General features: G+C 59.6%; 20 protein-coding genes. 12 read left to right on the top strand and 8 right to left on the bottom strand.

What is annotated here, in order from left to right; translation table 11 throughout:
• Positions 1-119: 119 nt before the first annotated feature.
• On the bottom strand, positions 120-1,055 hold the full coding sequence (locus JMF82_RS13825) for an AraC family transcriptional regulator (RefSeq protein WP_201315147.1): 936 nt from the start codon (positions 1,053-1,055) through the stop codon (positions 120-122).
• 94 nt (positions 1,056-1,149) lie between these two features.
• Here JMF82_RS13825 and JMF82_RS13820 point away from each other — a divergent pair, with 94 nt between their 5' ends.
• Together JMF82_RS13820 and JMF82_RS13815 are read left to right on the top strand one after the other, a co-directional pair.
• Positions 1,150-2,178 (top strand): aldehyde reductase, encoded by a 1,029-nt coding sequence (locus tag JMF82_RS13820; protein ID WP_201315146.1) that lies wholly within the window; start codon positions 1,150-1,152, stop codon positions 2,176-2,178.
• 290 nt (positions 2,179-2,468) lie between these two features.
• The gene (locus JMF82_RS13815) at positions 2,469-3,287 is read left to right on the top strand and encodes an alpha/beta hydrolase (RefSeq protein ID WP_201315145.1); all 819 of its coding nucleotides are present in this window, start codon (positions 2,469-2,471) and stop codon (positions 3,285-3,287) included.
• 122 nt (positions 3,288-3,409) lie between these two features.
• On the opposite strand, the gene JMF82_RS13810 is transcribed toward JMF82_RS13815, so the two are convergent.
• Positions 3,410-3,778 carry a hypothetical protein gene (locus tag JMF82_RS13810; protein WP_201315144.1) on the bottom strand — a complete coding sequence of 123 codons (369 nt, stop codon included), beginning with the start codon at positions 3,776-3,778 and terminating at the stop codon, positions 3,410-3,412.
• 146 nt (positions 3,779-3,924) lie between these two features.
• On the bottom strand, positions 3,925-4,761 hold the full coding sequence (locus tag JMF82_RS13805; RefSeq protein ID WP_201315143.1) for a helix-turn-helix transcriptional regulator: 837 nt from the start codon (positions 4,759-4,761) through the stop codon (positions 3,925-3,927).
• 98 nt (positions 4,762-4,859) lie between these two features.
• Between JMF82_RS13805 and JMF82_RS13800 the strand changes: the two genes are divergently transcribed.
• A complete protein-coding gene (locus JMF82_RS13800) occupies positions 4,860-5,756 on the top strand; it encodes an SDR family oxidoreductase (RefSeq protein WP_201315142.1) in 897 nt (298 codons plus the stop codon).
• Positions 5,757-6,652: 896 nt separating this feature from the next.
• On the opposite strand, the gene JMF82_RS13795 is transcribed toward JMF82_RS13800, so the two are convergent.
• The 4 genes from JMF82_RS13795 to JMF82_RS13780 form a co-directional block, all read right to left on the bottom strand.
• Positions 6,653-7,999 (bottom strand): carbohydrate porin, encoded by a 1,347-nt coding sequence (locus JMF82_RS13795; RefSeq protein WP_201315141.1) that lies wholly within the window; start codon positions 7,997-7,999, stop codon positions 6,653-6,655.
• 186 nt (positions 8,000-8,185) lie between these two features.
• Entirely contained in the window at positions 8,186-9,451 is a 1,266-nt protein-coding gene (locus tag JMF82_RS13790; protein ID WP_201315140.1) for an IS110 family transposase, read from the bottom strand.
• A 369-nt stretch (positions 9,452-9,820) separates the two neighbouring features.
• Positions 9,821-10,210, bottom strand: a complete 390-nt coding sequence (locus JMF82_RS13785) for a DUF3037 domain-containing protein (RefSeq protein WP_201315139.1) — start codon at positions 10,208-10,210, stop codon at positions 9,821-9,823.
• A complete protein-coding gene (locus JMF82_RS13780; protein WP_201315150.1) occupies positions 10,197-10,970 on the bottom strand; it encodes a HipA family kinase in 774 nt (257 codons plus the stop codon). The genes JMF82_RS13785 and JMF82_RS13780 overlap by 14 nt, the downstream gene beginning before the upstream one ends.
• A gap of 366 nt (positions 10,971-11,336) precedes the next feature.
• On the opposite strand from JMF82_RS13780, the gene JMF82_RS13775 reads away from it, so the two are divergent.
• The 8 genes from JMF82_RS13775 (at position 11,337) to JMF82_RS13740 (ending at position 22,171) form a co-directional block, all read left to right on the top strand.
• Positions 11,337-12,083, top strand: coding sequence for an SDR family oxidoreductase (locus JMF82_RS13775; RefSeq protein ID WP_201315138.1), 747 nt, complete (start codon positions 11,337-11,339; stop codon positions 12,081-12,083).
• 83 nt (positions 12,084-12,166) lie between these two features.
• Complete coding sequence (locus JMF82_RS13770) at positions 12,167-13,177, top strand: sigma-70 family RNA polymerase sigma factor (protein ID WP_201315137.1); 1,011 nt, start codon at positions 12,167-12,169, stop codon at positions 13,175-13,177.
• Between the two features lie 806 nt (positions 13,178-13,983).
• On the top strand, positions 13,984-15,261 hold the full coding sequence (locus tag JMF82_RS13765; RefSeq protein WP_236585472.1) for an HlyD family efflux transporter periplasmic adaptor subunit: 1,278 nt from the start codon (positions 13,984-13,986) through the stop codon (positions 15,259-15,261).
• Complete coding sequence (locus JMF82_RS13760; protein WP_236585471.1) at positions 15,254-17,416, top strand: peptidase domain-containing ABC transporter; 2,163 nt, start codon at positions 15,254-15,256, stop codon at positions 17,414-17,416. The genes JMF82_RS13765 and JMF82_RS13760 overlap by 8 nt, the downstream gene beginning before the upstream one ends.
• A 322-nt stretch (positions 17,417-17,738) precedes the next feature.
• Complete coding sequence (gene mrdA, locus JMF82_RS13755; RefSeq protein WP_201315148.1) at positions 17,739-19,637, top strand: penicillin-binding protein 2; 1,899 nt, start codon at positions 17,739-17,741, stop codon at positions 19,635-19,637.
• 110 nt (positions 19,638-19,747) lie between these two features.
• A complete protein-coding gene (locus JMF82_RS13750) occupies positions 19,748-20,437 on the top strand; it encodes a DUF3267 domain-containing protein (RefSeq protein ID WP_201315135.1) in 690 nt (229 codons plus the stop codon).
• Between the two features lie 475 nt (positions 20,438-20,912).
• Positions 20,913-21,080: a hypothetical protein gene (locus JMF82_RS13745; RefSeq protein WP_201315134.1), complete on the top strand. Its 168-nt coding sequence runs from the start codon at positions 20,913-20,915 to the stop codon at positions 21,078-21,080.
• 68 nt (positions 21,081-21,148) lie between these two features.
• Positions 21,149-22,171, top strand: coding sequence for a rhomboid family intramembrane serine protease (locus JMF82_RS13740; RefSeq protein WP_201315133.1), 1,023 nt, complete (start codon positions 21,149-21,151; stop codon positions 22,169-22,171).
• A gap of 342 nt (positions 22,172-22,513) precedes the next feature.
• On the opposite strand, the gene JMF82_RS13735 is transcribed toward JMF82_RS13740, so the two are convergent.
• Positions 22,514-23,053, bottom strand: a complete 540-nt coding sequence (locus JMF82_RS13735) for a DUF4823 domain-containing protein (protein WP_201315132.1) — start codon at positions 23,051-23,053, stop codon at positions 22,514-22,516.
• 404 nt (positions 23,054-23,457) lie between these two features.
• Here JMF82_RS13735 and JMF82_RS13730 point away from each other — a divergent pair, with 404 nt between their 5' ends.
• On the top strand, positions 23,458-23,952 hold the full coding sequence (locus tag JMF82_RS13730) for an HNH endonuclease (protein WP_307837979.1): 495 nt from the start codon (positions 23,458-23,460) through the stop codon (positions 23,950-23,952).
• Positions 23,953-23,954: the final 2 nt, after the last annotated feature.

The raw sequence follows: 23,954 nt of genomic DNA, 5'->3' as shown, positions 1-23,954 counted from the left end.
ACCAAGGCACCGGCTTTGCGAACCATTCCATCGTCGGCCAACCATCCAGGCAAGCCCGGCGTTGACTATAGGCGCAGGAATGTTCGCTGCGGGTTGCGGACATTGAAATTGTCGGCGCGTCAGGAACCGACGGAATCGCTCTTGCTGGCGGCATGCCGAAACGCCCGGGGCGACTGGCCCCTGGCCCGCTTGAAGGCATGGGTGAATGCGCTTTCGGACGCGTACCCCACCGACTGGCCAATCAAGCCGATCGATTGCGTACTTTCGCGCAACGCGCGCTCGGCCAGGCGCATGCGCCACTGCGCAAGGTAGGTGAGCGGAGCGACACCCGTAATCGTGCGAAAGTGAAAGGCGAACGTCGTGCGCGACATGGCGCATGCCTTGGCAAGCTGCTCCAGTTGCCAGGCGCGCGCGGGGGCGCCATGCATCAATCGAAGTGCGGGAGCGATGCGTTCATCGGCCAACCCGCGCAGCCAGCCAGCGGGCGCCTGGCCGGGTGTCCTCAAATGCGCGCGCAAGATCTGGATGAAGAGAAGCTGCGCGAGATGCGCCGACGCGAGCTGGCCACCTGGCAACGCGGTGCTGCGCTCCTCCACAAGCTGATCGAGCAGCCAGCGAAACGCCGCCGCTTGCGGCGAACTGGACGGAACGTGGATCCATGGCGGCAGTACATCCGCCAGCAGTTGGCCGCTGGTCGAATCAAGCAGGATGTGTCCGCCAATGTGGGCAAAGTCATCGCCGGACCCCAGGTGCGCCGATGTCTTGCCCGCGCCCGAAAAGACGCTCATGGCGTCGACCGGTGCGAGATCCAGTGCGCTGGCCAGCACAAAGGAGCGCTTCGCCGTCAGCAAACCCACGTCGCCCGTCTGGAAGAGCACCGGTTCGCGCTCGCCCTCGATGCGAACCCAACAGCAGCCCTTCACCACGGCGAAGAACTTGATCTTCTCCGGCGCTGGAAAGCGCACCGCCCACGCGCCGCCGGCGCTGAAGCCGCCCGTGACCAAGGATTCCGCCTTGGTGAACTTGAGAATGTCGGAGAAGGGATCCGCGCTCATGCTCGTACTATCGCGCAAATATATCGCACGATTAATTATTCACAGTACGACCTTCCGTGTCTAACCTGCTCGCCTCACACATCAGGGCACGGCTATGAGCGATTCATGGGTACTGGTCACCGGGGGCACGGGGTTTATTGCGCAGCACTGCATGTTGGCTTTGTTGCGCGAAGGCTATCGCGTGCGCACGACCGTCCGTTCACTCGAACGCGAGCCGGAAGTTCGAGCCAACCTCAAGGCAGGCGGTGCGGTCGGCAACGATCGGCTGTCGTTCGTGGTCGCCGACTTGGGCGATGACCGTGGCTGGGCAGAGGCGGCGGCCGGCTGCACGTATGTGCTGCATGGTGCCTCGCCCACGCCCTCGGGCGACCAAGTGAGCGAAGAGGATTGGATCAAGCCGGCGGTGGGCGGCAATCTGCGGGTGCTTCGCGCGGCGCGGGATGCCGGTGTGCGGCGCGTGGTGCTCACATCCGCCTTCGGTGCGATCTGTGCTGGACACCTCCAGCTGGATCGGCCTTTTGACGAGACGGACTGGAGCGATTTGTCTGGCGACGTGTGGCCGTACCAGAAGTCGAAAACCCTCTCCGAACGTGCGGCCTGGGAGTTCATCGCACGCGAGGGAGGCGGAATGGAATTGTCCGTCGTCAATCCAACCGCCGTGCTTGGCCCCGTGCTTGGGCCCGACTACTCGCACTCCGTCCGCATGATCACCAACATGTTGAACGGTCAACGCGGATGCCCCAAGGTGAATTGTGGCTTTGTCGATGTGAGGGACGTCGCCGACCTGCATCTAAGGGCCATGACTCACCCCAATGCCAAGGGCGAACGCTTCATCGCCATTGCCGGTGAAAGCCTCTGGCTGATTGATGTGGCCAACGTGTTGCATCGTCGCCTGGGTGCATCGGCCAGCCGGGTGCCAAAACGCGAAGTACCCAATTGGCTCATACGCCTCCTGGCCCGTCGCAACCCCACGTTGAAAGGCATCGCCACCCTGCTTGGCAGGAACATGAATGCTTCCAGCGAGAAAGCCATTCGCCTGCTCGGGTGGACGCCACGATCCAGCGAAGAGGCCATTGTTGCCTCCGCGGAAAGCCTGATGCGATTCGGCCTGATCAAACAGTAGCGCGCCGCGCCAAAGGTTTACCGAGTTGCTCGCCAAGGGCGCTTACGCATTTTTATGGTGGAAGCCTGGACCGGAATCGAACCGGCATGGACGGCTTTGCAGGCTGCTGTCGCTCGCTTCAAATTCCGGTCAAAAACGGAGCTTTCAAATCTCGCTGCTTCGCTTCAACAAGCATGGCAATGACACGCGCCGCGATAACGCCGTGACAACGGAATCACGCCAGCGGTGCTATTGAACGGAGTGCACCGCCCAAGACGCCAGGGGACAGACCACGAGAGGAGGTGTCAGAGATGGCTACGATCACCACGACGGACGGCGTAGAGATCTTCTATAAAGACTGGGGGTCCGGTCAGCCGATCGTCTTCAGTCATGGCTGGCCCCTGTCGGCCGACGACTGGGACGCCCAGATGATGTTTTTCCTTCAGCACGGCTACCGGGTGATCGCCCATGACCGGCGCGGGCACGGTCGGTCCGGGCAAGTCGGCACCGGCAACGACATGGATCATTGGGTCGCCGACCTCGCCGCACTGACCGAACACCTCGGCCTCCGCGACGCGATCCACATCGGGCACTCCACCGGCGGCGGCGAGGTGGCCCGCTACGTTGCCCGCCACCAGGAGCGGGTCGCCAAGGCAGTACTGGTGGCCTCGTTGACGCCGAACATGGTGAAAACCGACGCGAACCCTGCCGGCCAGCCGCGGGAATGGTTCGACGCAGTCAGGTCAGGCATGCTCGGCAACCGGTCTGAGTTTTACCGGGCAGTCCCGGAGGGTCCGTTCTACGGATTCAACCGTCCGGGTGCCAAGCCGTCCGAGGCGGTGATCGCAAACTGGTGGCGACAAGGCATGGCCGGCAGCGCCCAGGCCCATTACGAAACCGTCTCCTCCTGGCTGGAGGACTACACCGAAGATCTGAAGAAGATCACTGTGCCGGTTCTGGTCATGCATGGCGAAGACGACCAGATCGTCCCATTCGGCAGCGCGGTGCCGCGCGCCGTCGACCTGCTCGCAAACGGTAAGCTGAAGGCATACCCGGGCTTCCCGCATGGCATGCTGACCACCCACGCCGACGTCCTCAACCCCGACCTTCTCGCGTTCATCAAATCCTGACGGGACGCCGGCCCGAACCAGAACCATGCAATTCGAGTGGCGCGCTCCATGGGTGCGCTACTCGACCTTCGTGTGCGCTAAGGGTTGGAAACGAACAATTCCCATCGCGCCGTAAACGGGCGCTAGGGCCAACAATGCATACGACCGCCCGTTTCACGAATAGCTGCCTTCATGACATGTAGTGGAAAAAGGCCTCGCTCGCAAAGCGCCCCGAAGAACTGGTTTCCACCAAGTGCCTCGGTCAGGACGACTGCTGGCTTTTCCCTATCGCGCAGATGGATGAAAAGGATGTCAGAGGCGTATATCCCCTCATCCTTGAAACATACCTTGACCACGTCGTCCCAGCGAAAGCACTGCTCCCAATCCTCGTCCATGCGTTCCAGGACGCGAACTCGCACAACTTCCGCATCGAATTCAACTGCGAGACGTCGATCTAGAGGAAGCGGACGCCGCGCAGACCACCACGTACGGAGCCGCTCAAAGATCGCCATTGGCTTCTCCCGACTCGTTGGCTCTTAGCCTGGCAGTGATGTCCGCATCGGGTCGCGGATTCAGCCGACCGTTGCAACACGCCAGAGACTGCGCGAGCAGCAAGAGTGTTGCACGACCAGCTCAATCCGTCGTCGGAAGCAGGCCTTTAACCCACCGCTACCCGTGACTCGATGTACGCACGAATCCGATCCTTGTCTGCACTAGTCGCCGGGTTGTATACGATCATTCCCAGGTCCGGTCGCCCATCAACAGCGAAGGCGGAAAACTCAAGCTCCAAGAGACCCAGTTCGGCATGGTGCAGTCGTTTTACGCCCTCTCCGTAGGCATTGACGTCGTTGGCCAGCCATAACGCTTCGAACTCGGGACTCTGCCGGGCCAGCTCTTCAACGAACTGGCCGATCTCCGCAACAGCACCTGCACGCGCAGCGTCTGCGCGAAACGCGCCGACAACGAACCGGGCCACGCTCTGCCAGTCTTCCTGCGCGGCGCGTACCCGTGAATTGGAAAAGATCAGCCGCAGAATATTCCGCTCTGCGGGCGGTAGCGCACCGTAGTCTGTGAGCACAACAGCCGCCGCGCGATTCCAGGCCACGACATCCCACAGGGCGGTCTTGACGATTGCAGGGCTGACCTCCATCGCCTCCAGTACACGCTGCAGCCTGGGCGTGACGCCTTCGATGGCTTTGTAGCGGACTTCGGGCGGGTGACCAAGGCCGAGTATGAAGAGGTGTTCGCGCTCCGGCTCGGTCAGCATCAGCCCGTTGGCGATACGGTTGAGCACATCCGCCGAGGGCGCTCCTCCCCGCCCCTGCTCCAGCCAGGTGTACCAGGTGGGGCTGATGTTGGCGCGCTGGGCGACCTCCTCCCTGCGCAGGCCCGGCGTGCGCCTGCGCCCGCCAGTGAAGCCAAAGGCAGCCGGATCGAGCCGGCTGCGCCTGTCTTTCAAGTAGATGCCGAGTTGATTGCCGTTAGGCGTAGACATGCCGATCCTGTTGGTTTTTATACCCTGATAATGTCACTGCTTTACCAGTATGTGCGCCGGGATAAGTTATATCCCATACCCATCGTTGGAGGCTTCCCATGCGCATATTCCTGACCGGCGCGACTGGCTTTATCGGCTCCCGGATCGTGCCGGAGCTGATCGCCGCCGGGCATCGCGTTCTTGGCATGACGCGATCGGATGAGGGGGCACATGCGCTCTCCTCCGCCGGCGCCGAGGTGCATCGCGGCCACCTGGAGGATCTGGACAGTCTGCGCAGCGGCGCGGCCAAGGCGGATGCCGTGATCCACACCGCGTTCGATCACGATTTCTCCAACTTCGTCGCCAACTGTGAAAAGGATCGACAGGCCATCAAGGCCATGGGTTCGGCACTGGCAGGCTCCGACTGTCCGCTGCTGATCACCTCTGGAACGGGCATGGGAAGTGCCCTGCCAGGCAAGCCCGCGACCGAGGATGTCTTCAATACAGAACATCCCAATCCGCGGTCGGCATCAGAGGTCGCGGGCGCGGATTTGCTCGCAACGGGTATCGCGGTGTCGGTCGTGCGGCTTCCGCAGGTGCATGACACGGTGAAGCAAGGTCTTATCAGTCCGTTGATCGCCGTGGCACGCGCAAAGGGCGTATCGGCCTATGTCGGCGAAGGGCTCAACCGTTGGCCAGCTGCGCACGTGCTCGACGTGGCGAAGCTCTATCGGCTTGCGATCGAGAAATGCAAACCGGGCGCACGCTATCACGCCGTTGCCGAAGAAGGCATTCGTGTTCGCGATATCGCCGAAGCGATCGGCGCGGGCTTGGGTGTGCCCGTAAAGTCCATCCCGCCGAGCGACGCGCAAGACCATTTCGGATGGTTGGCCGGGTTCGTCGGCATGGACCTATTGGCGTCAAGCGCGTGGACACGCAAGACCCTGGATTGGCATCCTGGCGGCCCAGGCTTGCTGGACGATCTAAGGCGGATGGATTATTCCAGCAACCGCTGAATGATCAGCCGCCTGCAAGTCGGGGCATCGATTGCGATGTCCGCTGTGGGTTGCGGACATCACGCGATCGAGCGAAAACGAGCGTAGGCATGTCCAATTGCAAGCACGCCACGCGCGACCGCAAAAGCCAAAAGAATGTTGATTGTCTCGAAAAGCCATCTATGAGCGTGGTGCGCAATGAAGATGGCAGTCACGCAATGCCCTAGGACGACAATCGGAATCGAGAGCAAAAGCACAGCAAGTTGCTCCGCGTGTCGCGCTCGCGCGAACACCCATACATAGGCAATGTTCAAGAATAGGCCCGGGACAACTAGTGTCTCGATGATGTCAGCGGGCGCATAGCCCCCGTCGGGATGGTCAGTGAAAGGCAGCGCTATCCAGATAAAGCCGAGGCAGGCGCCAATGAGCAGAGCGGCTAGGCAAAGCGCCCGCAACGTCCAATTAAGGCACGACGGTGTCGCCCTCTCCATAGCTACCCCCACCTCTTTCCCGCAGCCATCATGCCAACATATGTCCGTTATGGGTTGCCGTTTCAACCGGTCAACGCAACACTTTGATCAGATCGCAATTCCTCGGTATTTCAAAGGCTAGCTTTCTTTATCTGCCCGCCAAACGATCTTGCTCGTCCATTACGTTAGTTTTCCCTGGAATCAAGGCACACAGCGTTGTGGTCTTCGGGTAGCGTTATTGGGTTCCAGTGCTTGTTGTAGCGAGCGTTCCGCCGGCCCGGTATTGGGGTGTTGCGTTGACCGGTTGAGCCCGCACCGGAATCCGCAACGTAGAGGTCCACAGGAACTTAGCTCCGCACGTTCTACGAAGTGCACGTTTCCCTTCTGGCAGTTCCAGGAATACGGCGAACGTAGATACTTACGCCACTGTGAGGGAGTGCCATGGCACTAGAGCATCAGTTGAAGATGGATCTGTAGGACAGTGGCATTGGCTCGTGTTGGCGTCGTACCTGGATGAATCACGTATTGGATGTCAGGCTGTACCGCGAGCCACGAATTCACCTGCACGAGGTAGGTAACCTCGATTGCAGACTCGGCGGCCGTGACCGGGAGCGCCATCGCATTCTGAGACTCGACGTAGTGCGAGCCGTTTCGAGCCTGGTTGATGGCCATACCAATCTCGTCATCCGGCCTGCGATCGATCAGCCCTGCCGCCACAACCCCAGCGGACAGGTATGAAGCGAATCGATTGACTCGTCCATCACCGACACCGTATTGCAAGAAGCCGGCTATTCGCTTACTTGGATTCGCGAGTGACTGGAATAGCTGTTGATCTACCAGCGCATAGGCACCCTGGCTACCCTTGTGCACTATGGGGCGGCCCATGGCGTCAAGGAGACTTAGGTCCAGGAAGGTGCCGGAGTAGCGCCATAGGCCAATAGCCACCTTGCCGTCGTATGCAGGGAAGTTTGCGCCACGTCCCGTTCTGAATCGGGCGAGCCCACGTACGTCATCGGTGGCGGGCCGCGTCAGGACGGCAACTTCGGACACAGCCAGCCAGCCCTCCTCCTGCCCGGGGAATCGCGATTCACTGTCGATTCGATCGACCGGTGCGCCGTGCATGATTGCCGTGCGGATCAGAATGCCTGGCGTGGGCTTGAAGGTCAGCCTGGCGCCAATCGACGTGTCGGGAAAGATGGATGGACCGGCGATGCCGCTCTGGGCAAATTCAGGTCCGGTGCCGAACGAGCTGTTCAAAAAGAGCCCGCTCGATGCAAGGCGGTAAAACTCTGAGCTGAGGTCATATCTACCTGCGAGAAACGACCATCGCCCATTGGGCGAGCTGTACTGACCCCACGCCTCATAGAGTCGTAATGCCGACTTGGCCGCGTAGCTATTCACCCCCTGAGCGTCACCAACGAATTGGCTCGGCTGACCACCATGTATCGATAGCACCTGAGAAAAAATGGTGAAGCCGGGCATGTCAAAGAGGCGCTTTCCATCCAAAGAAAGCTGCAATCGAAGATTGTCGACATAAGCCTTACCCGTTCGCGTTCCTCCCGCGGTATCTGCAACAACGCTCCCATCGTAGATCAATGTTGGCGTCACCCCTTCTTGGACCAGATGAGCTTTCGTGTCACTGATCTCAGACGACCACGCTCGACCGCAGAACAAGGCAATGCCCGCGGAGAGAGTCCACAGGTAGGGGATAAGGCACCGTCTAGGGCCATCGAAGCCAAAACCACCCATATCTATGTCCACCCCGTCCGTTTCGTCCGGCAGCCGGTGATTCACACGGCGATCACTGTTCCTCATATTCGGCTGTCTAGCCAGAGGTCATCGTCGCTCGATGTGCGGGGCTGGTAATGACTGAGCAGCGATCTGGCACTGTTTGAATAAGGCGCTGGTGTTGGTCACCCTGCTGCTGTTGCTCAATCAAGGCACTTCCGAAAGGTCCGCTTCACGCCCTGAGGCGCTCCGTCAACTATGTGACGAAGCCAGGCCGGCGAGCAAGGGCGAGCCACGGCGCTGCAGGGCCTTAAGGTAACGCGACTCGTCATAGGGTGTGCGGGACTGCCAACAGCGATGCAGGATGCGGATCCACTTGAAGGCGAGCGCCCGTACCGCCACCTGGTGCGGGCTGCCCTTGGCCCGCTGCTGGCGATAGAAGGCGCCGGCCCAGAACGACCGGGTGATGGTCTGCGCGGCCCACTCGATGAAAGTCTGTCGCACAAACGTCGGGCACTGCCAACGCCAATGCACCCAGCTCTTCTTACCGCTGCGCCGCGTCACCGGCGCGACGCCCGAGTAGCGCTGCAGTTGCTCGGCGCAAGCAAAGCGGTCGCGTTGTTCGCCAAAGGCGGCCAGCAGCCGTGGCGTGAGGATCGGGCCACTGCCAGGCAAGGCATGGAACAGCGCGTAATCGGGCAGCGTGGGTGCGAGGGTCGCAATCTGTTCGTCGTAACGCTCAATGGCGCGCAGAGCGACCTGCAATTGTTCGACCAAGGCGATGACCAGCAGCTGATGAGTGGTGATCACTGCGGGATCCTCGGTCAGCGGCATCGCCGTGTGGATCGCCTGCACGCGTTCGGCAATGACCCTGGCACGGCGCACGTTGTGCGCTCGAAAAAAGGCTTCCAGCGTGGCCTGCCGTGCCCGCTGCGCCTGTTTGAGCGTGGGCCAGCGCAGCAGGAAGTCACTGAAGACGACCGTATCGTGCTGTTCAAACCAGTCTAAAACCTGCGGGTAATACTGCTTGAGCGTATGGCCCAGGCGATTGACCAGACGCTTCTTGTCATCGACCAGCAGACGTCGCTGCTCAACCAGGAAACCCAAGGTGCGCATGGCCACGCTCTGTGGCTTGAGTGGCGTGAAGCGGTGCGGGTAGCGCAGCATCAGCTCCAGGGCGAGCTGCGCATCGGTCGGATCGTCCTTGGCCCGACTGGGTTTGAACGCTTCACGATACTTGGCCAGCAAGCTGGGATCGATCGGGAACAGTGCCAGGAAATCGTACTTCTGCAGGGCATACACCACCGGCCCCTTGGTCAGCTCCAACGCGATGGCGATGCGTCCACCAAAGCGCTGATGCAGCGCGTGCACCCATGCCTCGATGGCGTCGGGCCGATGCGCGACCGTGCCGAACTCGCGCGCGTCGCAGCCGGCAGGCTGCAAGCAGAAATCGTGCTCCGCATCCGCCCAGTCCAAACCGATGAACACAGTGAACTCGTCATCCCGATGTGTGCGCATAAGTCACCTCGCAACGTGATCACGACACGAGACTTGCGTGCCCGAGCTCGGCGAAGTCGATATAGAGAGCCGGCCACGCGGCGTTCCCTGAGTATTCGTTGGTGAGCTCAAGCGCACCGGTCGGCTCGAAACTGAAGCGGCGAACATCGGATGTTTGGGTCGGAATATTCGTAGCCGGCCGGTGCAAGTCCCGCCCTCGCGGCCAGCGATCTGGCCGCCGTGACATGGTCACTGAGAACGGGGCGGACTACCTATATCGGGTCGGAAGCAGCCCTTCCATCGTCAATTACTTGCTCGCACCTAAAACCAGGGTCGGGGTCGACTTCCCAAGCCAGAGCTGGAAGGGGAAAGTGCACTCTGCCCCCGGTTCTAGCGGACGCGGACCATCCGCTCCAACAGATGCTCCATTATCGCGGGCAGGTCGGTGCAACGCCCGGTGTGCACCGGCGAAGTCTGGATGATCGCGCTGCGTTTGGCGGTCAGCCAATGGAAACGCGAGCGCAACGGCAACTGTCCGATCGGCCCGCTGTCCGGGCCGCCGCGGCAGATGATCGGAAAGCTCTGCAGGTGACGCCGCACGACGACGAGATCGATGGCGGGATCCAGAGCGCGCAATCGCGCCTCGTCGAGTTCGATGCGCGCTTCCAGGTATTGCGCCGCCGCGCAAGACAGCAGAATGCCGACGTTGACAAACTCCTCGCGCTCCACCCGCGGAACGACGCGGATCACAGCATAGTCGTAGCTGTCATGCGCGCGCATCAATGGCTTCCTGTACGAAGGCCCGCGGGGCCGCGAGGCGGCGGACGAGGTAATCGTTATACGCCGCGCGCTGGGTCGCCGCATCGGCAAATGCATCCGGACCTTGCAGCCAGGTGTCCGGTACGGCTGCAACGATGTCTTCGATCACGGCCGGCATCAGACGTTCGGCCATCGCCTCGTCGATCTCGGCCAAACGGTCGGCCGATGACAGCAGCACGTGATCGCGGATCAACGAGAACGGCCTCGTCGGATCGACATCGCGCCCGTTCCATGCATGGTGGAAATACAGTGCGGCGCCGTGGTCGATCAAATACAACCTGTTGTGCCACATCATCAGATTGGGATTGCGTGCCGTGCGATCGACGTTGCTAACGAAGGCATCGAACCACACGATCTGCGAAGCCAATGTCGCGTCAATGTGTTCGGCCACCGGATCGAAATTGATCGCGCCCGGAAGGTAGTCCAGCGCCAGATTTAGCCCGGCGCTGGAGCGGATCAGATCCTGGATCTCGGGGTCGGGCTCGGTGCGCGCCAGGTCGCCATCGAGTTCGACGAACACAATTTCCGGCACGGGCAGCCCGCAGGCGCGGGCGAGACTGCCGGCGACCCATTCGGCGACCAAGGCCTTCGCACCCTGCCCCGCACCGCGAAACTTGAGCACGTACAAGCCGTCGTCATCGCCCTCGATAATGGCAGGCAACGAGCCGCCTTCGCGCAACGGCGTGACATAGCGGGCGGCATGGATCTGGCGTGGAGTCATGACGAAAGCATACCCGACACCCTCCGGTTTTAAGTAACGCGGCCATATGGAAACCAGGTCCCGTCCAGGCACTTGAACCTCTATCCAGGATGCCCGCTTCGGGTGCGACGACTGCCGCCATGCCCCCGGCCTCCAGGTTGCCTGCTGTACCCCCCTTAGCGCCCGCCGCACGCCAGGTTCGCTAAGGGCCCAGGGACAGACGTTCCAAGCGTGCCAACCGCGCTCCCCAGGACAACCTGCCCCGATCACACCTTCCCCCGCCCGTCCTCAAATCGGGTCGAGCCATCCATCACCGATGAATTTTTGCCTCCGCGCCCGTCCTATGAGTGAGACGAAAAACATGCCCCTTGGGCCATCGGAGGATTTATGTCTGGTTTGGCGGGAAAAAACGTGGTCGTGATTGGCGGCAGCAGTGGCGTGGGCAGGGCGATTGTGGAAACAGTTGCGCGTGAGGGCGGGCATGTACTCGCCGTGGCGCGCCAGGAGGAACCGCTAAGGCGGTTGGTGCGGGATTGTCCCGGCGTAAAAACGCTTTCTCTCGATGCGACACGCGAGGACGCACCGTCGAAGGTGTTCGACGCGCTTCGGCCCGATATCCTGGTTATCTGTGGCGGCGCCTATCCGCCTACGGCGCCCCTGCATGAACTCAGTTGGAGTGAATTCGCAATCAATTGGGAATCAGACGTCAAGATCGCGTTCCACTTCTGCAAGGCGGCGCTTTCGCTGCCATTGGGTTCGGGCGCCTCGATCGTGCTGGTTTCCAGCGGCGCGGCCATCGGCGGCTCACCGATTTCCGGAGGGTACGCGGGCGCCAAGCGCACGCAGATGTTCATGGCGAGCTACGCCCAGAAGGAGTCCGACCGGCTCGGGCTTGGCCTGCGCTTTGTTGCACTCGCGCCGCGCATCATGCCGGACACGGCACTTGGCAAATATGCGGTTGCCGGCTATTCGCGCTACCTGGGCATTCCGGCCGAGGATTTCATTGGCAGCATGGGAACGCCGCCCTCGCGCGCCGATGCGGCCGCTGCCGTGATCGAACTGGCTATTCAACCTGATGTGGCCCGAGGCAAGGCGTTTCTCCTCTCGGGCACGGGCCTTGAAGCCTTGCCCTGAGGGCCGCCATCATGCAGACGCTCATTACGGAATCCCTATCGACGTCCGTTTCAGGGGCGAAAGCACCCAACGAGAAGTACGGCATGACGCAAGCGAACCAGACCTTCGAGCGACTTGCCGAGCCTTTCCGGCGTGAACTGCGGCTGCATTGCTATCGCATGCTCGGCTCCCTGCACGAAGCGGAAGACCTCGTGCAGGAGACTTATTTGCGCGCCTGGCGCAACTTCGCCAGCTTCGAGGGGCGCGCACCGCTGCGGGCATGGCTCTACCGCATTGCCACCCACGCCTGCCTCGACGCCATCGCCAGCCGCAAGCGTGCACCACGCCTGCTGCCCGACCAGCAGGTGCCTGCCACCGACCAGATGCCCGACGGCAAGCCTCCCGCCGAAGCGTCCTGGATCGAACCCTACCCCGACGCTTACCTGGAGGGCATCGCCGATGATGCCCCCAGCCCCGACGCGCGCTACTCGTCCCGCGAAGCGGTGCAGCTGGCTTTTGTCGCGGTCATCCAGCAGCTGCCACCACGCCAGCGCGCCGCTCTGCTGTTGTGCGACGTACTTGGCTGGTCCACGCTGGAAGCAGCCACGCTGCTTGGCGGCACCACCGCGTCGGTCAACAGCGCCAGGCAAAGGGCACGCGAGACGCTCTCGCGCCGCTACCCCGATGGGCGCCCGCCTGTGGCCGCGACATCCAACCCCGAGCAGCACGCATTACTCGCGCGTTATGTGCGCGCCTGGGAGGAAAGGGACCTGGATGGCTTCGTCGCCCTGCTCAAGGAAGAGGCGGTCTACACCATGCCCCCGCTGCTCCAGTGGTATGCAGGAAGAGACAACATCCATCGGTTCTTCGACTGGGCATGGAAGAATTATCTCGACTTTCGCCTTGTTCCCACGGCGGCGAATCGCCAGCCGGCCTTCGCGCTCTACTCCCGCCGGTCGGCCGATGCAGCGTGGGATGCACACTCTCTCCATCTGCTTGCGCTTGAACAGGATGCGATTTCCTCGCTCACCTTATTCGTGAAGCCCGCCGCCCCCGATCTGTTCAAGGCTTTTGGACTTCCGCTCGCCCTCACGGACACCGACCGCACCGCTTAGCCGCCCGGCGCACGGCAGGCACCGTTAGCATCGCCTCTGCGAACTGCCTGCGCCCCCATGCAGGGCGCTTTCGTTGCTGGCGGGCCGGGAGCGATGAGGATGGGCGCTATTGCTACGCCATAGTCACCTAGAGCCCGCTGCGGCTCCCATGCTGTGGGCCGCCCCGCCGGAGCGGGGTATGAAGAGGCACTCTGCGCGGTCAGCCGAAGCGAAGTCGCCCCCATCCCCTCGCTTCCGTTGATGCCCCACTTTTGGATTGTGACGGTCAGCGGGTTCCATGGGTTGCCGCTCATGCGGTCCGCGCTTCAAGACGTTGTGTCGTGGCCACTGGCACTCAGTCATTTACCCAGACCGAAAATGGCCTGCCGAAGCAGCAAATAGCACTCCTTCACCTGTCAGCGATCACCACGCAAAGCACCTCGCTGAGCACCAGCCCATGTGTCATCGCTCAACGACGTCGCCTGAGAGGTAGTTAAGACACGCCAGCAACGTACGTGTCCATGCGCAATGTCCATGGCAATGATCATCCGCTGCATGAGCGACTACTCTGGTCGTCTGCCTCCCATCGGCAGATCGCTTCTTGCTCATACCGCCAGGCAACGTTTCGCCTAACTGGCCATTACTCGTCAGTGAGCATCTACCAATCTGCTCATTGCGACACGCGTCACTCTTATGTCGTGCTTGAGGTTTATCCAGCGGATTTTCAGGGTATTCCTACGGATCTAGCGCCACTCCATCCTTTTGTACGGACTCCATGTCATGCCTAATTTCGGCAGATGGACGTCCAAACACAGGGGAGTCGTAGCGTGTCGGAAAGACCATTGTTCAGGCCGGAGGTGGCGCAGGGGCGCCACGATGAGTGGCTTGGCTCAATCATCGTCGTCTCTCCACCATCGCGGTGGATCCCCATAGCCTTCTTCTCGACGGTGGCGGCAGCATTGCTGCTGTTCCTCATTATCGGCCAATACACGCGCCGCGAATCAGTCACTGGCCAGTTGGTACCCAGCGCCGGCCTGCTGACGCTTACAGCCACCAGCGCCGGAACTATCGTCCGTATCGCCGTCAGCGAAGGTCAGGCGGTCAAGGCCGGCGACGTTCTGATGGAGGTGGCAAGCCATCAGGACAGCGCCGCCTTGGGGGATACCCATGAACTGGTCGGCCATCAACTGGAATCGCAGCGCGCGGCCCTGCAAGCCGACCTAACGACGCAAGCAGCAACGACAAGGCAGCAACACGGTGCGCTGCAAACCAAGCTCACCCTGCTCCAATCACAGCTTGCGCAGATCGACGACCAATTGACCATTCAGCAACGCCAGGTCATGAGCAATCAGGCGCTGCTGGAACGCATCAGGCCCCTGGCCAGCAAAGGCTATGTCTCGGCACTGCAGATCCAGCAACAGGAAACCACGGTGCTGGATGCACAGACCCAGTACAAAGCCCTGGTTCGCCAAAAGCTAGACACACGCCAGCAAATCGCGGCAACCCAGCAGCAGCGGGCGCAGTTGCCCCTGGATGCCGCCAGCAAGCGCAACGACACCGAACGCCAACTGGCCTCTGTCGGCCAATCCATGGCGCAAAACGAGGCAGAGCGTGCGGTGGTGCTGCGTGCACCGCAAGACGGCGTGATCTCGACAATGCTTCCCAAGGAAGGCCAGATGGTGGCCAGCGGCCAGCCCCTGGTCTCCATCCTTCCTTCCGGATCGAAACTCCAGGCCCAACTGTTTGTGCCGAGCAGGGCCATCGGCTTTATCGAACCCGGCAACCGGGTGGTCTTGCGCTACCAAGCCTATCCATTCCAGAAGTTCGGCCAGCAATACGGCACTGTAGGCAACGTTTCCCGCAGCGCTCTATCTCCGTCGGAAGCCGGCGGACTGATTGGCCAGCAAGTCAACGAGCCGGTGTACCGCATCCAGGTCCTACTGGACCAGCAGCATGTCCAGGCGTACGGCAAGCCTGAGCCGATCAAGCCCGGCATGGTGCTGGAAGCAGACATCCTTATGGAGCGGCGCCGCCTGATCGAGTGGGTGTTCGAACCCCTGTACGGCATCGGTCATCGCCTGCTGGAGGGGAACGCCCATGGCTGACGGGTCGACCCACGCGGCGCAGACGCCTCGAAAAAGTTTCCTGGCCGCCCTGCAATTCGGCTGGTCGCGACACCTGCCCATGATGCTGCAGACCGAGGCGACCGAATGCGGCCTCGCCTGCCTGGCCATGATCGCCAGCTACTACGGCCACGATGTGGACTTGGCTGGTTTGCGCCGCCGATTCGCCTCGTCGCTCAAGGGCATCACGCTGACGCGCCTGGGCGCTATGGCCAACCAGCTGGGTTTCGCTAGCCGTCCCCTCCGCCTGGACATGGATCACCTGAGCCAGCTGCAGACGCCCTGCGTATTGCACTGGGACCTGAACCATTTCGTCGTGCTCCAGCGCCTAAAGCGCGATGTCGCCATCGTCCACGACCCGGCACAGGGCATCCGCCGACTGCCGCTCGATGAGGTATCCAGACACTTTACGGGCATCGCCCTAGAGCTAAGACCCTCGGCCGATTTCTCGCCCGCCAGGGAGCGGCAGCCGGTGGCATTGCAAGCCCTGACCGGACGCCTGCGCGGCCTGGTACCTGCCCTGTTCCAAATAGGGCTGCTCGCAGTGGCACTGGAAGTGTTCACCTTGGCCACCCCGTTCTACATGCAATGGGTAATCGACCAGGTGCTCGTCTCGGCCGACAGGGATTTGCTCACGCTGCTCGGCCTGGGGTTCCTGGCCATCACCGCCTTCTCGGCCATCGCCGGCGCGACTCGGTCCTGGGTCGTCATGTGGCTGGGGACGAACATCAATGTTCAGTGGGCCAGCAACCTGTTCGGCCACCTGATGCACCTGCCGCTGGAGTGGTTCGAAAAGCGGCACATGGGCGATGTGGTATCCCGCTTCGGCTCCATCCAGAGCATCCAGAAAACGCTGACCACGCAATTTATCGGCTCCCTGCTCGATGGCGCCATGTCGCTGGTAACGCTGGTGGTCATGGGTTTCTACAACGTGTGGCTCGCCCTGCTGGTGGCGGGGCTATTCGCGGTTTATGGGCTTGTTCGGTGGGCTTTCTTCAAGCCACTGCGGCGAACCAGCGAGGAACAAATCATCTATGCCGCTCGCCAGCAGACGGAGCTGTTGGAATCCATTCGCGGCGCCATGTCCCTCAAGCTGGCAAACAAGGAGAGCGAACGACAGGCTCGCTATGCCAACGCCACCGTCGCCACCGCCAACCGCGATATCGGCATCCAGCGTCTGAGCATCGCATTCACGTTGGCAAATCAACTGCTCTTTGGCTTCGGCCGCATCGCCCTGGTCTGGATCGGCGCTGCCCTGGCGCTAGACAACAAATTCTCCGCCGGCATGTTGATCGCCTTTATCGCCTACGCAGACCAGTTCACGGGTCGAGCCATCGGGCTGGTCGACAAGTGGGTGGACTTCCGCATGCTCCGGCTTCACGCCGAGCGCATTGCCGACATCGCCCTGACCCTTCCTGAATCATTCGGCGAAGCCCAGGCCTTCGAGCCGGCGGATGCCAGCATCGAACTTTCCAATGTGAGCTTCCGCTACGCCGAGGATGAGCCGTGGATTCTTAAAGACTGCAATTTGCGTATCGAGGCCGGCGAAAGTGTCGCCATCGTCGGCCCCAGCGGCTGTGGCAAAACCACGCTCGCCAAGCTGGTGCTCGGCCTGCTCAAGCCAACCGCCGGCGAAGTCCGCTTCGGCGACATCGATATCCAACGCCTGGGGTTGTCGCACTACCGCCGCCTGGTATCTGCCGTCATGCAGGACGACCAGCTCTTCGCAGGCACCCTCGCCGAAAACATCAGCTTCTTCGACACCGAAGCCAGGCCGGAACGCGTGGTGCAAGCCGCCCATCTGGCGGCCATCCATGCCGATATCGCCGCCATGCCCATGGGCTACCTCAGCCAAGTAGGTGACATGGGCTCGGCGCTTTCCGGTGGACAAAAACAACGCGTGATATTGGCCCGCGCCTTGTACCAGCAACCCAGGACGCTGGTGCTCGATGAAGCCACGAGCCATTTAGACCTGGAACGCGAGCGGCAAATCAATACCGCGATAAGCCATATGAGCATGACACGCATCGTCATTGCTCATCGGCCGGAGACCGTCGCAAGCGCTGAGCGAGTTATCGCAATCGGTCAAACCAAAACAACCGAAACCAGAGAGTCAATCACAGACGCGACGCCTTAACCAAGGACTTGCCGGTGACGCGTCCTGTCGGCAATGCAACTCAATTAGGACGCAAATAACGAATGGAGAGAGACATGCAAGAACTCACCGCCGAACAGACCGAAATGATTTCAGGTGGCGCAGAGTATTTTGGAAGTTTTTGGTACTTTGATGATCAATTTTACGCCGATGGTTGGTGGGCTGAGTTCTGGTAACGCCAGCGCCTCAGCATTGATCACGTAACAATACGTGATCGTTATCGAAATAGGAGCCGCCGAAGTTCTTCGGTGGCTCTCTATATCGATTCTTTCATAGCAGGCTGGTGTTTACCTTTAGTTGCCAGATGATATTGAAACGAATTTCAACCGAGATGGCTCGCAGCCCAAAGGATCTGTTTCGCACCCGCGCAATGACCGGCTTTGCGATGATCCTAGTGGGGCTTGGCGTACTTGTAGGGCGCTACTACTACCTGCAAGTGCAACGTCGCGATGAGTTTGTGTTGCGCTCGGAAAACAATCGCGTGAAGCCTCGCACCATTCCGCCAGCACGCGGTCTGATCTACGACCGCAACGGCGTGCTTTTGGCCGACAACACGCTGGCATTTCGTCTCGAAATAGTGCCCGAACAAGTGCCCAATATAGAGACACTGTTATCGCAGATTCCTGACGTTATAGCGCTGGATGATGATGATATTGGCGCATTCAAGAAACACCTTGAACAGAACCGCCGCTTCGACAGTGTCCCGTTGAAACTACACCTCACCGAGGATGAGGTCGCGCGATTCGCCATCAACCGCTGGCGCTTCCCCGGCGTGGACGTGGTGCCTTACCTGACTCGCCGCTATCCGTTCGGGCCGCTATTCGCACACGTGGTCGGCTATGTCGGACGCATCGATGCGGACGACCTGAACCGGCTTGATGCCGACCGCTACAAGGGCACCAGCCATGTGGGCCGCAGCGGGTTGGAGCGCTCCTACGAGAACGTGCTGCACGGCGAGCCGGGCTATGAGCTGGTCGAGGTAAATGCCGACGGACGCGTGCAGCGCGTGCTGGAAACGTATCCACCGGTATCCGGCGAGAACCTATATCTGAGCATCGACGCGCGCGTGCAGCAGGCCGCTACGGAAGCCTTCAATGGGCGTCCAGGCTCGGCCGTGGCGATAGACCCGCGCAACGGTCAGGTATTGGCCTTGGTTAGCGTGCCGAGCTTTGATCCCAACATGTTTGTCAACGGCATTAGCCGTGCCGAATACGCACTTTACACGCAGGATGAAAGCAGGCCGTTACTCAACCGGGCCTTAAGGAGCGCCTATCAGCCGGGTTCAACGGTGAAGCCGTTCCTTGCACTGGGCGGCTTGGAGATGGGCATCCGCCGGCCAGAGGACACCGTACAGTCTACTGGAGAGTTTTGCATTTCCGGACAGATACGCTGTTATCGCGACGACAAGCGTGGAGGCGACGGTACCGTGAACATGGTTCGAGCCATCCAGCTGTCTACCAATACCTATTTTTATAGCCTCGCACTGGACATGAATATTGATCGCATAGCAAGTTGGATGGGCCGTCTTGGCTTTGGCAATGCAACCGGCATTGACCTGCTGGGCGAGGCTACAGGCATCTTGCCTTCGCGCGAATGGAAGGCCGCACGCAGTAAGAATGGCTGGTTCACCGGCGAGACCGTCATGACAGGCATCGGGCAGGGCTATTGGAACGTTACTACTTTGCAACTAGCGCACGCTACGGCGACTCTCGCCAACCGTGGTACGCCTCACGCTCCACGGTTAGTAATGGCCACTGCCGCAATGAAGGAGGCGCCTCTTCCCCTAAATAATCCACCCACAGGCCCTTCACTTATAAGCAAGTCTTCCAACTGGAATACAGTAAACCAAGGAATGCAGGCGGTGGTGGCCGGAGGCACTGCCAAGGGCGTGTTCACCGGCTTTCCTTATGTGGTAGCAGGAAAGAGTGGCACCGCCGAGCGCTTCTCTCGCCGGACCAATGATTACGACACTAACAAGGACGCTGACTATCTGGCTGCGCGCCATCGAGCTTGGTTCATCGCCTTTACGCCCTCCGATGCACCACGCATTGCGGTAGTAGCTATGTTGGAAGCAGGTGCTTGGGGGGCACAGGACGCGGGCCCAATCGTGCGAAAGGTGATGGAGGGGTGGCTGATAGCACAGGGCGAAGAAGAATCGCCGGCGCAGGCACCAGAAAATGAGGCGAAAGCCAACGTGCCATAGCAAAAACGGGGATCAGAGTCTGAGGTTCTCCGCGAATTCATAGCGGCGCACGCATCTGATCGAACACCGATGTCGGCAAATTTCGCCGCCGCTCCAGCTGAGGGATACCCATGAACTGGTCGGCCACCAACTGGAAACGCAGCGCTTGGCCTTGCAGGCAGAGTGCAGTTAATCCGGTCGGAAAGGGTCCGGAACCTTTCCGACCGCCGCGTACAGAGGAAGAGGATATACAAATGCGTTTCAAATATGGAATGCCGCCAGCCGTCAACTGCACATTTAAAGAAAAAAATATTCTTGTAAGAAATTACCAAAAATTACACGTAATTGGCCTCCTATGGGGGCTCATTTTGAGTCTGGCATTATTTGCTGGCTGGCGAACACTATGGGACAACAGTGTCATCTTTGGCACATTCGACCAACCCCCAGAGATATTCATTCCGCTGTTGATCTCGATCATATTTCTGCACGAAATCGTGCACGTCATGACACACCCGAAGTTCGGCTTATCGAGCCAATCCATTATCGGCATACTTCCCAAAAGCTTCATGGCCTATTCGGCCTATTTGGGCGAACAAAGTCGGAACCGTATCATTGTCAGCGCACTGGCCCCCTTTGTAGCGTTGACCATTATTCCCTTCTTATTGTCCTCGCTTTTTTCGCGTGAGACAGCACCGTATCTTGCGGGACTTTCCATACTCAACGGCATGGGCTCAGCCGGAGATCTTATTATTCTTCACCGAATACTACGCCACACCCCAGGAAACGCCATTTTCCATGGTGAATATTATGGATTTCGGTAACGATCGTGGCATTGCGAATGAATATGGACGAAGGTAGTTAGGGGAACTTAATTACCTTCACCCCCTTAGTTCTTGTTGGTGCCCTGGGTCCACACCATCCAGCGGACGGTTGTCTGGCTTTCATGGTGGCGCCAGTGCCGGTGCTAGCTGCGAGATCACCCTTGGTTGCCTGGTCGACACGATGCATTGCGGGAGGTTCTTTGCTAACCAATCCTGGCGCGTGCGTCCCTTTGTGGCTTTTGCTTCTTACGATTTTTGGCATTGTTGGCGGAATGAGTAAGCACAACAAGGTCCGATACATCGCCATCGCACTGATGGCAGTCACATTGGCTTGGCGCTTGTTTTTTTAATCACCAAGAGTGCGCCGCTCAGCTAGCGTGGCACTTCACCTTGCACAGATTGACGCAGCGGGTTTCGCAAGAAGTCCGTCGTACTCTGACGGAGGGTTTCCGTCATTAACCATGGAGCACTGCTCATGAAAGAGCTCAATTTGGAAGAAATCAATGAAGTCTCAGGCGGCCTCGGCTGGAGCGATGGCGGCGTAGCCATCATCAGTCTGGGATTTGCCGGTGGCCCGGCAACTGGCGCTTTCGGCCTGCTAGTTGGCGGCGCCTGCTTGATTGTTGGTTATTACGCCAACTAAAAGCACGTCTCGCGAAAGGTGCCTTTCCCTCGTTAGGCACCTTTCCTTTATCGTATCCGGAGCGACATATGGATTGGCGTAGCGAGGAATTTCTGCCAAAGGCTAATGGCACATGGCAATTTTGGCGCCCTCCATTTGGCAGGAAAGGTAACGGCGAGCTTCGAGTCAAGCGGGCATTACGACAGCTGCACCTATGGGACCCAATATTGGTGGCGTCACCAGCATCAGCGCGCCTCATGCCGGCCGTTTGCGTGCCAGAGATGACGCACGCACTTCAGAAAAGGATGGCTTTACAGTATCAAAGCATCTTCTATTTTTCGCTGTCCGTTGCTGTTGCCTCGGCGGTTTTCTTCGCGTGCAGCGATGGGACTGCTACAAACATACTAAAACTCACGATTTTTTCCACGCTTTTTGCTGTCTTTTTTGGAATGCAGGAAAGATTGGTTGTATCCAACATAGACAACTTGCGTGAAACAGCAAGATTTGTTTCTTGGATATATATGCAAAGAACACATGCCGTTCCAGTGGCGGCTGGATTCATGCTTCTCATTGGCCTTGGGCAATACCTCATTGAAAATCGCTCGGGCGGCTTTGAGCTTATGATTATCAAATATGGCCTTGTATATGATATCGCGGAACGCGAGCCGTGGAGATATGTCATAGGCCCGCTTTTTCATTCAGGGCTGCCCCACTGGGCGGGAAATACCGCTCTTCTAATTATGGCAGCCGGCCTTTCTGCAGCCCTTGCAAAGAGAAGCTCTATCGCACTTATCTTTCTTTTGGGAGCAATACTCCCGTCTTACCTGTATGGCCTTCTTCCCGCCACGCTCCATTCGGAAGCCATGGGAGGTGTCTCTGGGGGTGTCTTCGCGGTATTTGGCTTTGCGGGTGGAATTGCATTGCGCAATTGGCGATGGGCCCCTCCGCACTTCGGGTGGATTGTGATCGTTTTTACGACAATCCTAACCATACTGTCTTGGCTCGCAAATCCCCAGTCAAACAATTTTGTTCATGTTATTGGGTTGGTCCTTGGTCTAACGCTCGGATTAGTCAATGTCGGCTCCAAAATACCCAGCAGACTACCGACTTAGCCTGCGGTCAGGACGTTAAATTGACGTCGCTCTTCCTCTAGCCAACAAGACTTCGCGTCGATTGTTCCTGTCGCAGCTTCTCGCCGGATGAATCCAGACACATTGTGATGACAAATTTTGCACCGCTAATACCTGCCCTACTCACCGCCGCATCACTCTGCGTTCGAGCAACATGGGCAAAAATTGGGTTGACTGCGGTCTGCGTCATACCGTCCGTGCTCATGATCCTTGGGGCATTCGACTGAGGTTGTCGCTTGGCGGTGTGACTACAACGAAGTTTGAGATGGTCCGGCTTTGGCCTCGACCTGACCCTGACCTCAATTGCCGCGTATGCGCCCTTGATCAGTTCTTTACAGGCCAGCCGTAGATCTGGCTCAAGGCACCCGCGGCCACTTCGTCCATAAAGCGGTCGGGTGTTCCGGACACGAATGTGAAACCTGTGGCCGTGCGCTTGTCCGTCGCCGCGGCGACCAGCTCATGCGTACCCACGTCGTAGAGCTCTACCGAAATATTTAGCTTGTCGCCGTTGCCAGACCATGCGGTGGCGTTGTCTTCCCAGAGGGTGATGGTGCTCTTCATCACGTAGGCATAGCCTTTGCGCTGTGCTTCATCGAACCCTTTGGAGAGATCCATGGATTGACTGGTACTCAATGGCACTCCATGGGCGGAGAGGGTCTTGCGCAATGCGGCGACCATGCCCTGTCCACTACCGGTCGCCGGATCCTGTCCCTTCTCCTGACCATCCCTGACGTTCAACAGAAGCACTTTGCTCTGCGAGGACACTTGCTGGCCCGACATCGCACCACCTTCTTTCACTTGGCGCGGCACCGAACAACCAGCAAACAACATGGCCGCAGCCGCGACCAGGAACAAACGCTTCATGAGACCCCCTGTCTCTAGCTTTATAAGTTGATGGGCAACTCGCTTAGTTAAAGCGCCACCGCGACTATCCGTTTTTTTAAAAGCACAATCGTTCAATGCAGTGATGTCGCCCGATGACCTTCTCGCACGATTGAAATCATCATGCAGGCTTGGCGAAGATCGACTGCCTCTTGGATCTTGCGGAATGCCGCCTAGCTTTGCGCCCCATCTGACGCTAGCTCCATGATCGGCATTAGTCTCGTAAGCCACAAGTAAGCCAAATGGCTGACCCAACTGACTTCCTCAAGGGAGCGTCTCCTTTTCTCCCGGGGTGAGATTGTGAGCTCCCCTCCATGCACGCCCCTCCCTACGTGCTTCGCCGCGAAGAGCAATAGCCGTAACCGACGAGTTGTGGTTTGCGGGAGATGTCCGCTATAAAGATCTCCGGCCGGCGACTCAATTGCCGGCCGGGTGACGTGGCCGACTTGCGCTTACACCCGATTGGCCTGATAGCCCGACTAGGGGCCAGGTACCCGAATTGCTTCCCTCATTGGGAGCGCGGGAACACCCTGACCCTTAGTGGAGGCCTTATGGCAACTCTCGCTCGCCAGCGTTATCTCGCGTTTCTGCAGCAGCACGGCCGGTGCATTTATTGCGACGTGGCCATTTGGTTGCACAGCCCTTCGGAGCTTCCAGGCATCAGCGCTCGGCGCGCCTGTTTGCTGCAAGCCACCGCTGAACACAAGCATGCTCGTTGCGATGGCGGCAGCAATTCCAGTTCGAACATTGCCGCCGCATGCTGGTACTGCAACAGCCATCGACATCGTGCCGGGAAGCCGCGCCCGTTTGAAGCCTTCCGAGAATTTGTGCAGCGACGCCTTAAGGCCGGAAGGTGGCACGGGATTCGAGTCAAGGCTTGAGA

Source organism: Dyella sp. EPa41 (genome assembly GCF_016586165.1).
Classification (GTDB): Bacteria; Pseudomonadota; Gammaproteobacteria; order Xanthomonadales; family Rhodanobacteraceae; genus Dyella.
This window is presented reverse-complemented; position numbering and strand designations above follow the sequence as displayed.

Bases quoted from the DNA above. Each gene is read 5' to 3' on its own strand.
- JMF82_RS13760 (WP_236585471.1), top strand. From the start codon at position 15,254: ATGGCTGACGGGTCGACCCACGCGGCGCAGACGCCTCGAAAAAGTTTC.
- JMF82_RS13800 (WP_201315142.1), top strand. From the start codon at position 4,860: ATGCGCATATTCCTGACCGGCGCGACTGGCTTTATCGGCTCCCGGATC.
- JMF82_RS13775 (WP_201315138.1), top strand. From the start codon at position 11,337: ATGTCTGGTTTGGCGGGAAAAAACGTGGTCGTGATTGGCGGCAGCAGT.
- JMF82_RS13780 (WP_201315150.1), bottom strand. From the start codon at position 10,970: ATGACTCCACGCCAGATCCATGCCGCCCGCTATGTCACGCCGTTGCGC.
- JMF82_RS13825 (WP_201315147.1), bottom strand. From the start codon at position 1,055: ATGAGCGCGGATCCCTTCTCCGACATTCTCAAGTTCACCAAGGCGGAA.
- JMF82_RS13810 (WP_201315144.1), bottom strand. From the start codon at position 3,778: ATGGCGATCTTTGAGCGGCTCCGTACGTGGTGGTCTGCGCGGCGTCCG.
- JMF82_RS13735 (WP_201315132.1), bottom strand. From the start codon at position 23,053: ATGAAGCGTTTGTTCCTGGTCGCGGCTGCGGCCATGTTGTTTGCTGGT.
- JMF82_RS13740 (WP_201315133.1), top strand. From the start codon at position 21,149: ATGGATTGGCGTAGCGAGGAATTTCTGCCAAAGGCTAATGGCACATGG.
- JMF82_RS13745 (WP_201315134.1), top strand. From the start codon at position 20,913: ATGAAAGAGCTCAATTTGGAAGAAATCAATGAAGTCTCAGGCGGCCTC.
- JMF82_RS13805 (WP_201315143.1), bottom strand. From the start codon at position 4,761: ATGTCTACGCCTAACGGCAATCAACTCGGCATCTACTTGAAAGACAGG.
- JMF82_RS13820 (WP_201315146.1), top strand. From the start codon at position 1,150: ATGAGCGATTCATGGGTACTGGTCACCGGGGGCACGGGGTTTATTGCG.
- JMF82_RS13730 (WP_307837979.1), top strand. From the start codon at position 23,458: ATGTCCGCTATAAAGATCTCCGGCCGGCGACTCAATTGCCGGCCGGGT.
- JMF82_RS13770 (WP_201315137.1), top strand. From the start codon at position 12,167: ATGACGCAAGCGAACCAGACCTTCGAGCGACTTGCCGAGCCTTTCCGG.
- mrdA (WP_201315148.1), top strand. From the start codon at position 17,739: ATGATATTGAAACGAATTTCAACCGAGATGGCTCGCAGCCCAAAGGAT.
- JMF82_RS13750 (WP_201315135.1), top strand. From the start codon at position 19,748: ATGAACTGGTCGGCCACCAACTGGAAACGCAGCGCTTGGCCTTGCAGG.
- JMF82_RS13815 (WP_201315145.1), top strand. From the start codon at position 2,469: ATGGCTACGATCACCACGACGGACGGCGTAGAGATCTTCTATAAAGAC.
- JMF82_RS13790 (WP_201315140.1), bottom strand. From the start codon at position 9,451: ATGCGCACACATCGGGATGACGAGTTCACTGTGTTCATCGGTTTGGAC.
- JMF82_RS13785 (WP_201315139.1), bottom strand. From the start codon at position 10,210: ATGCGCGCGCATGACAGCTACGACTATGCTGTGATCCGCGTCGTTCCG.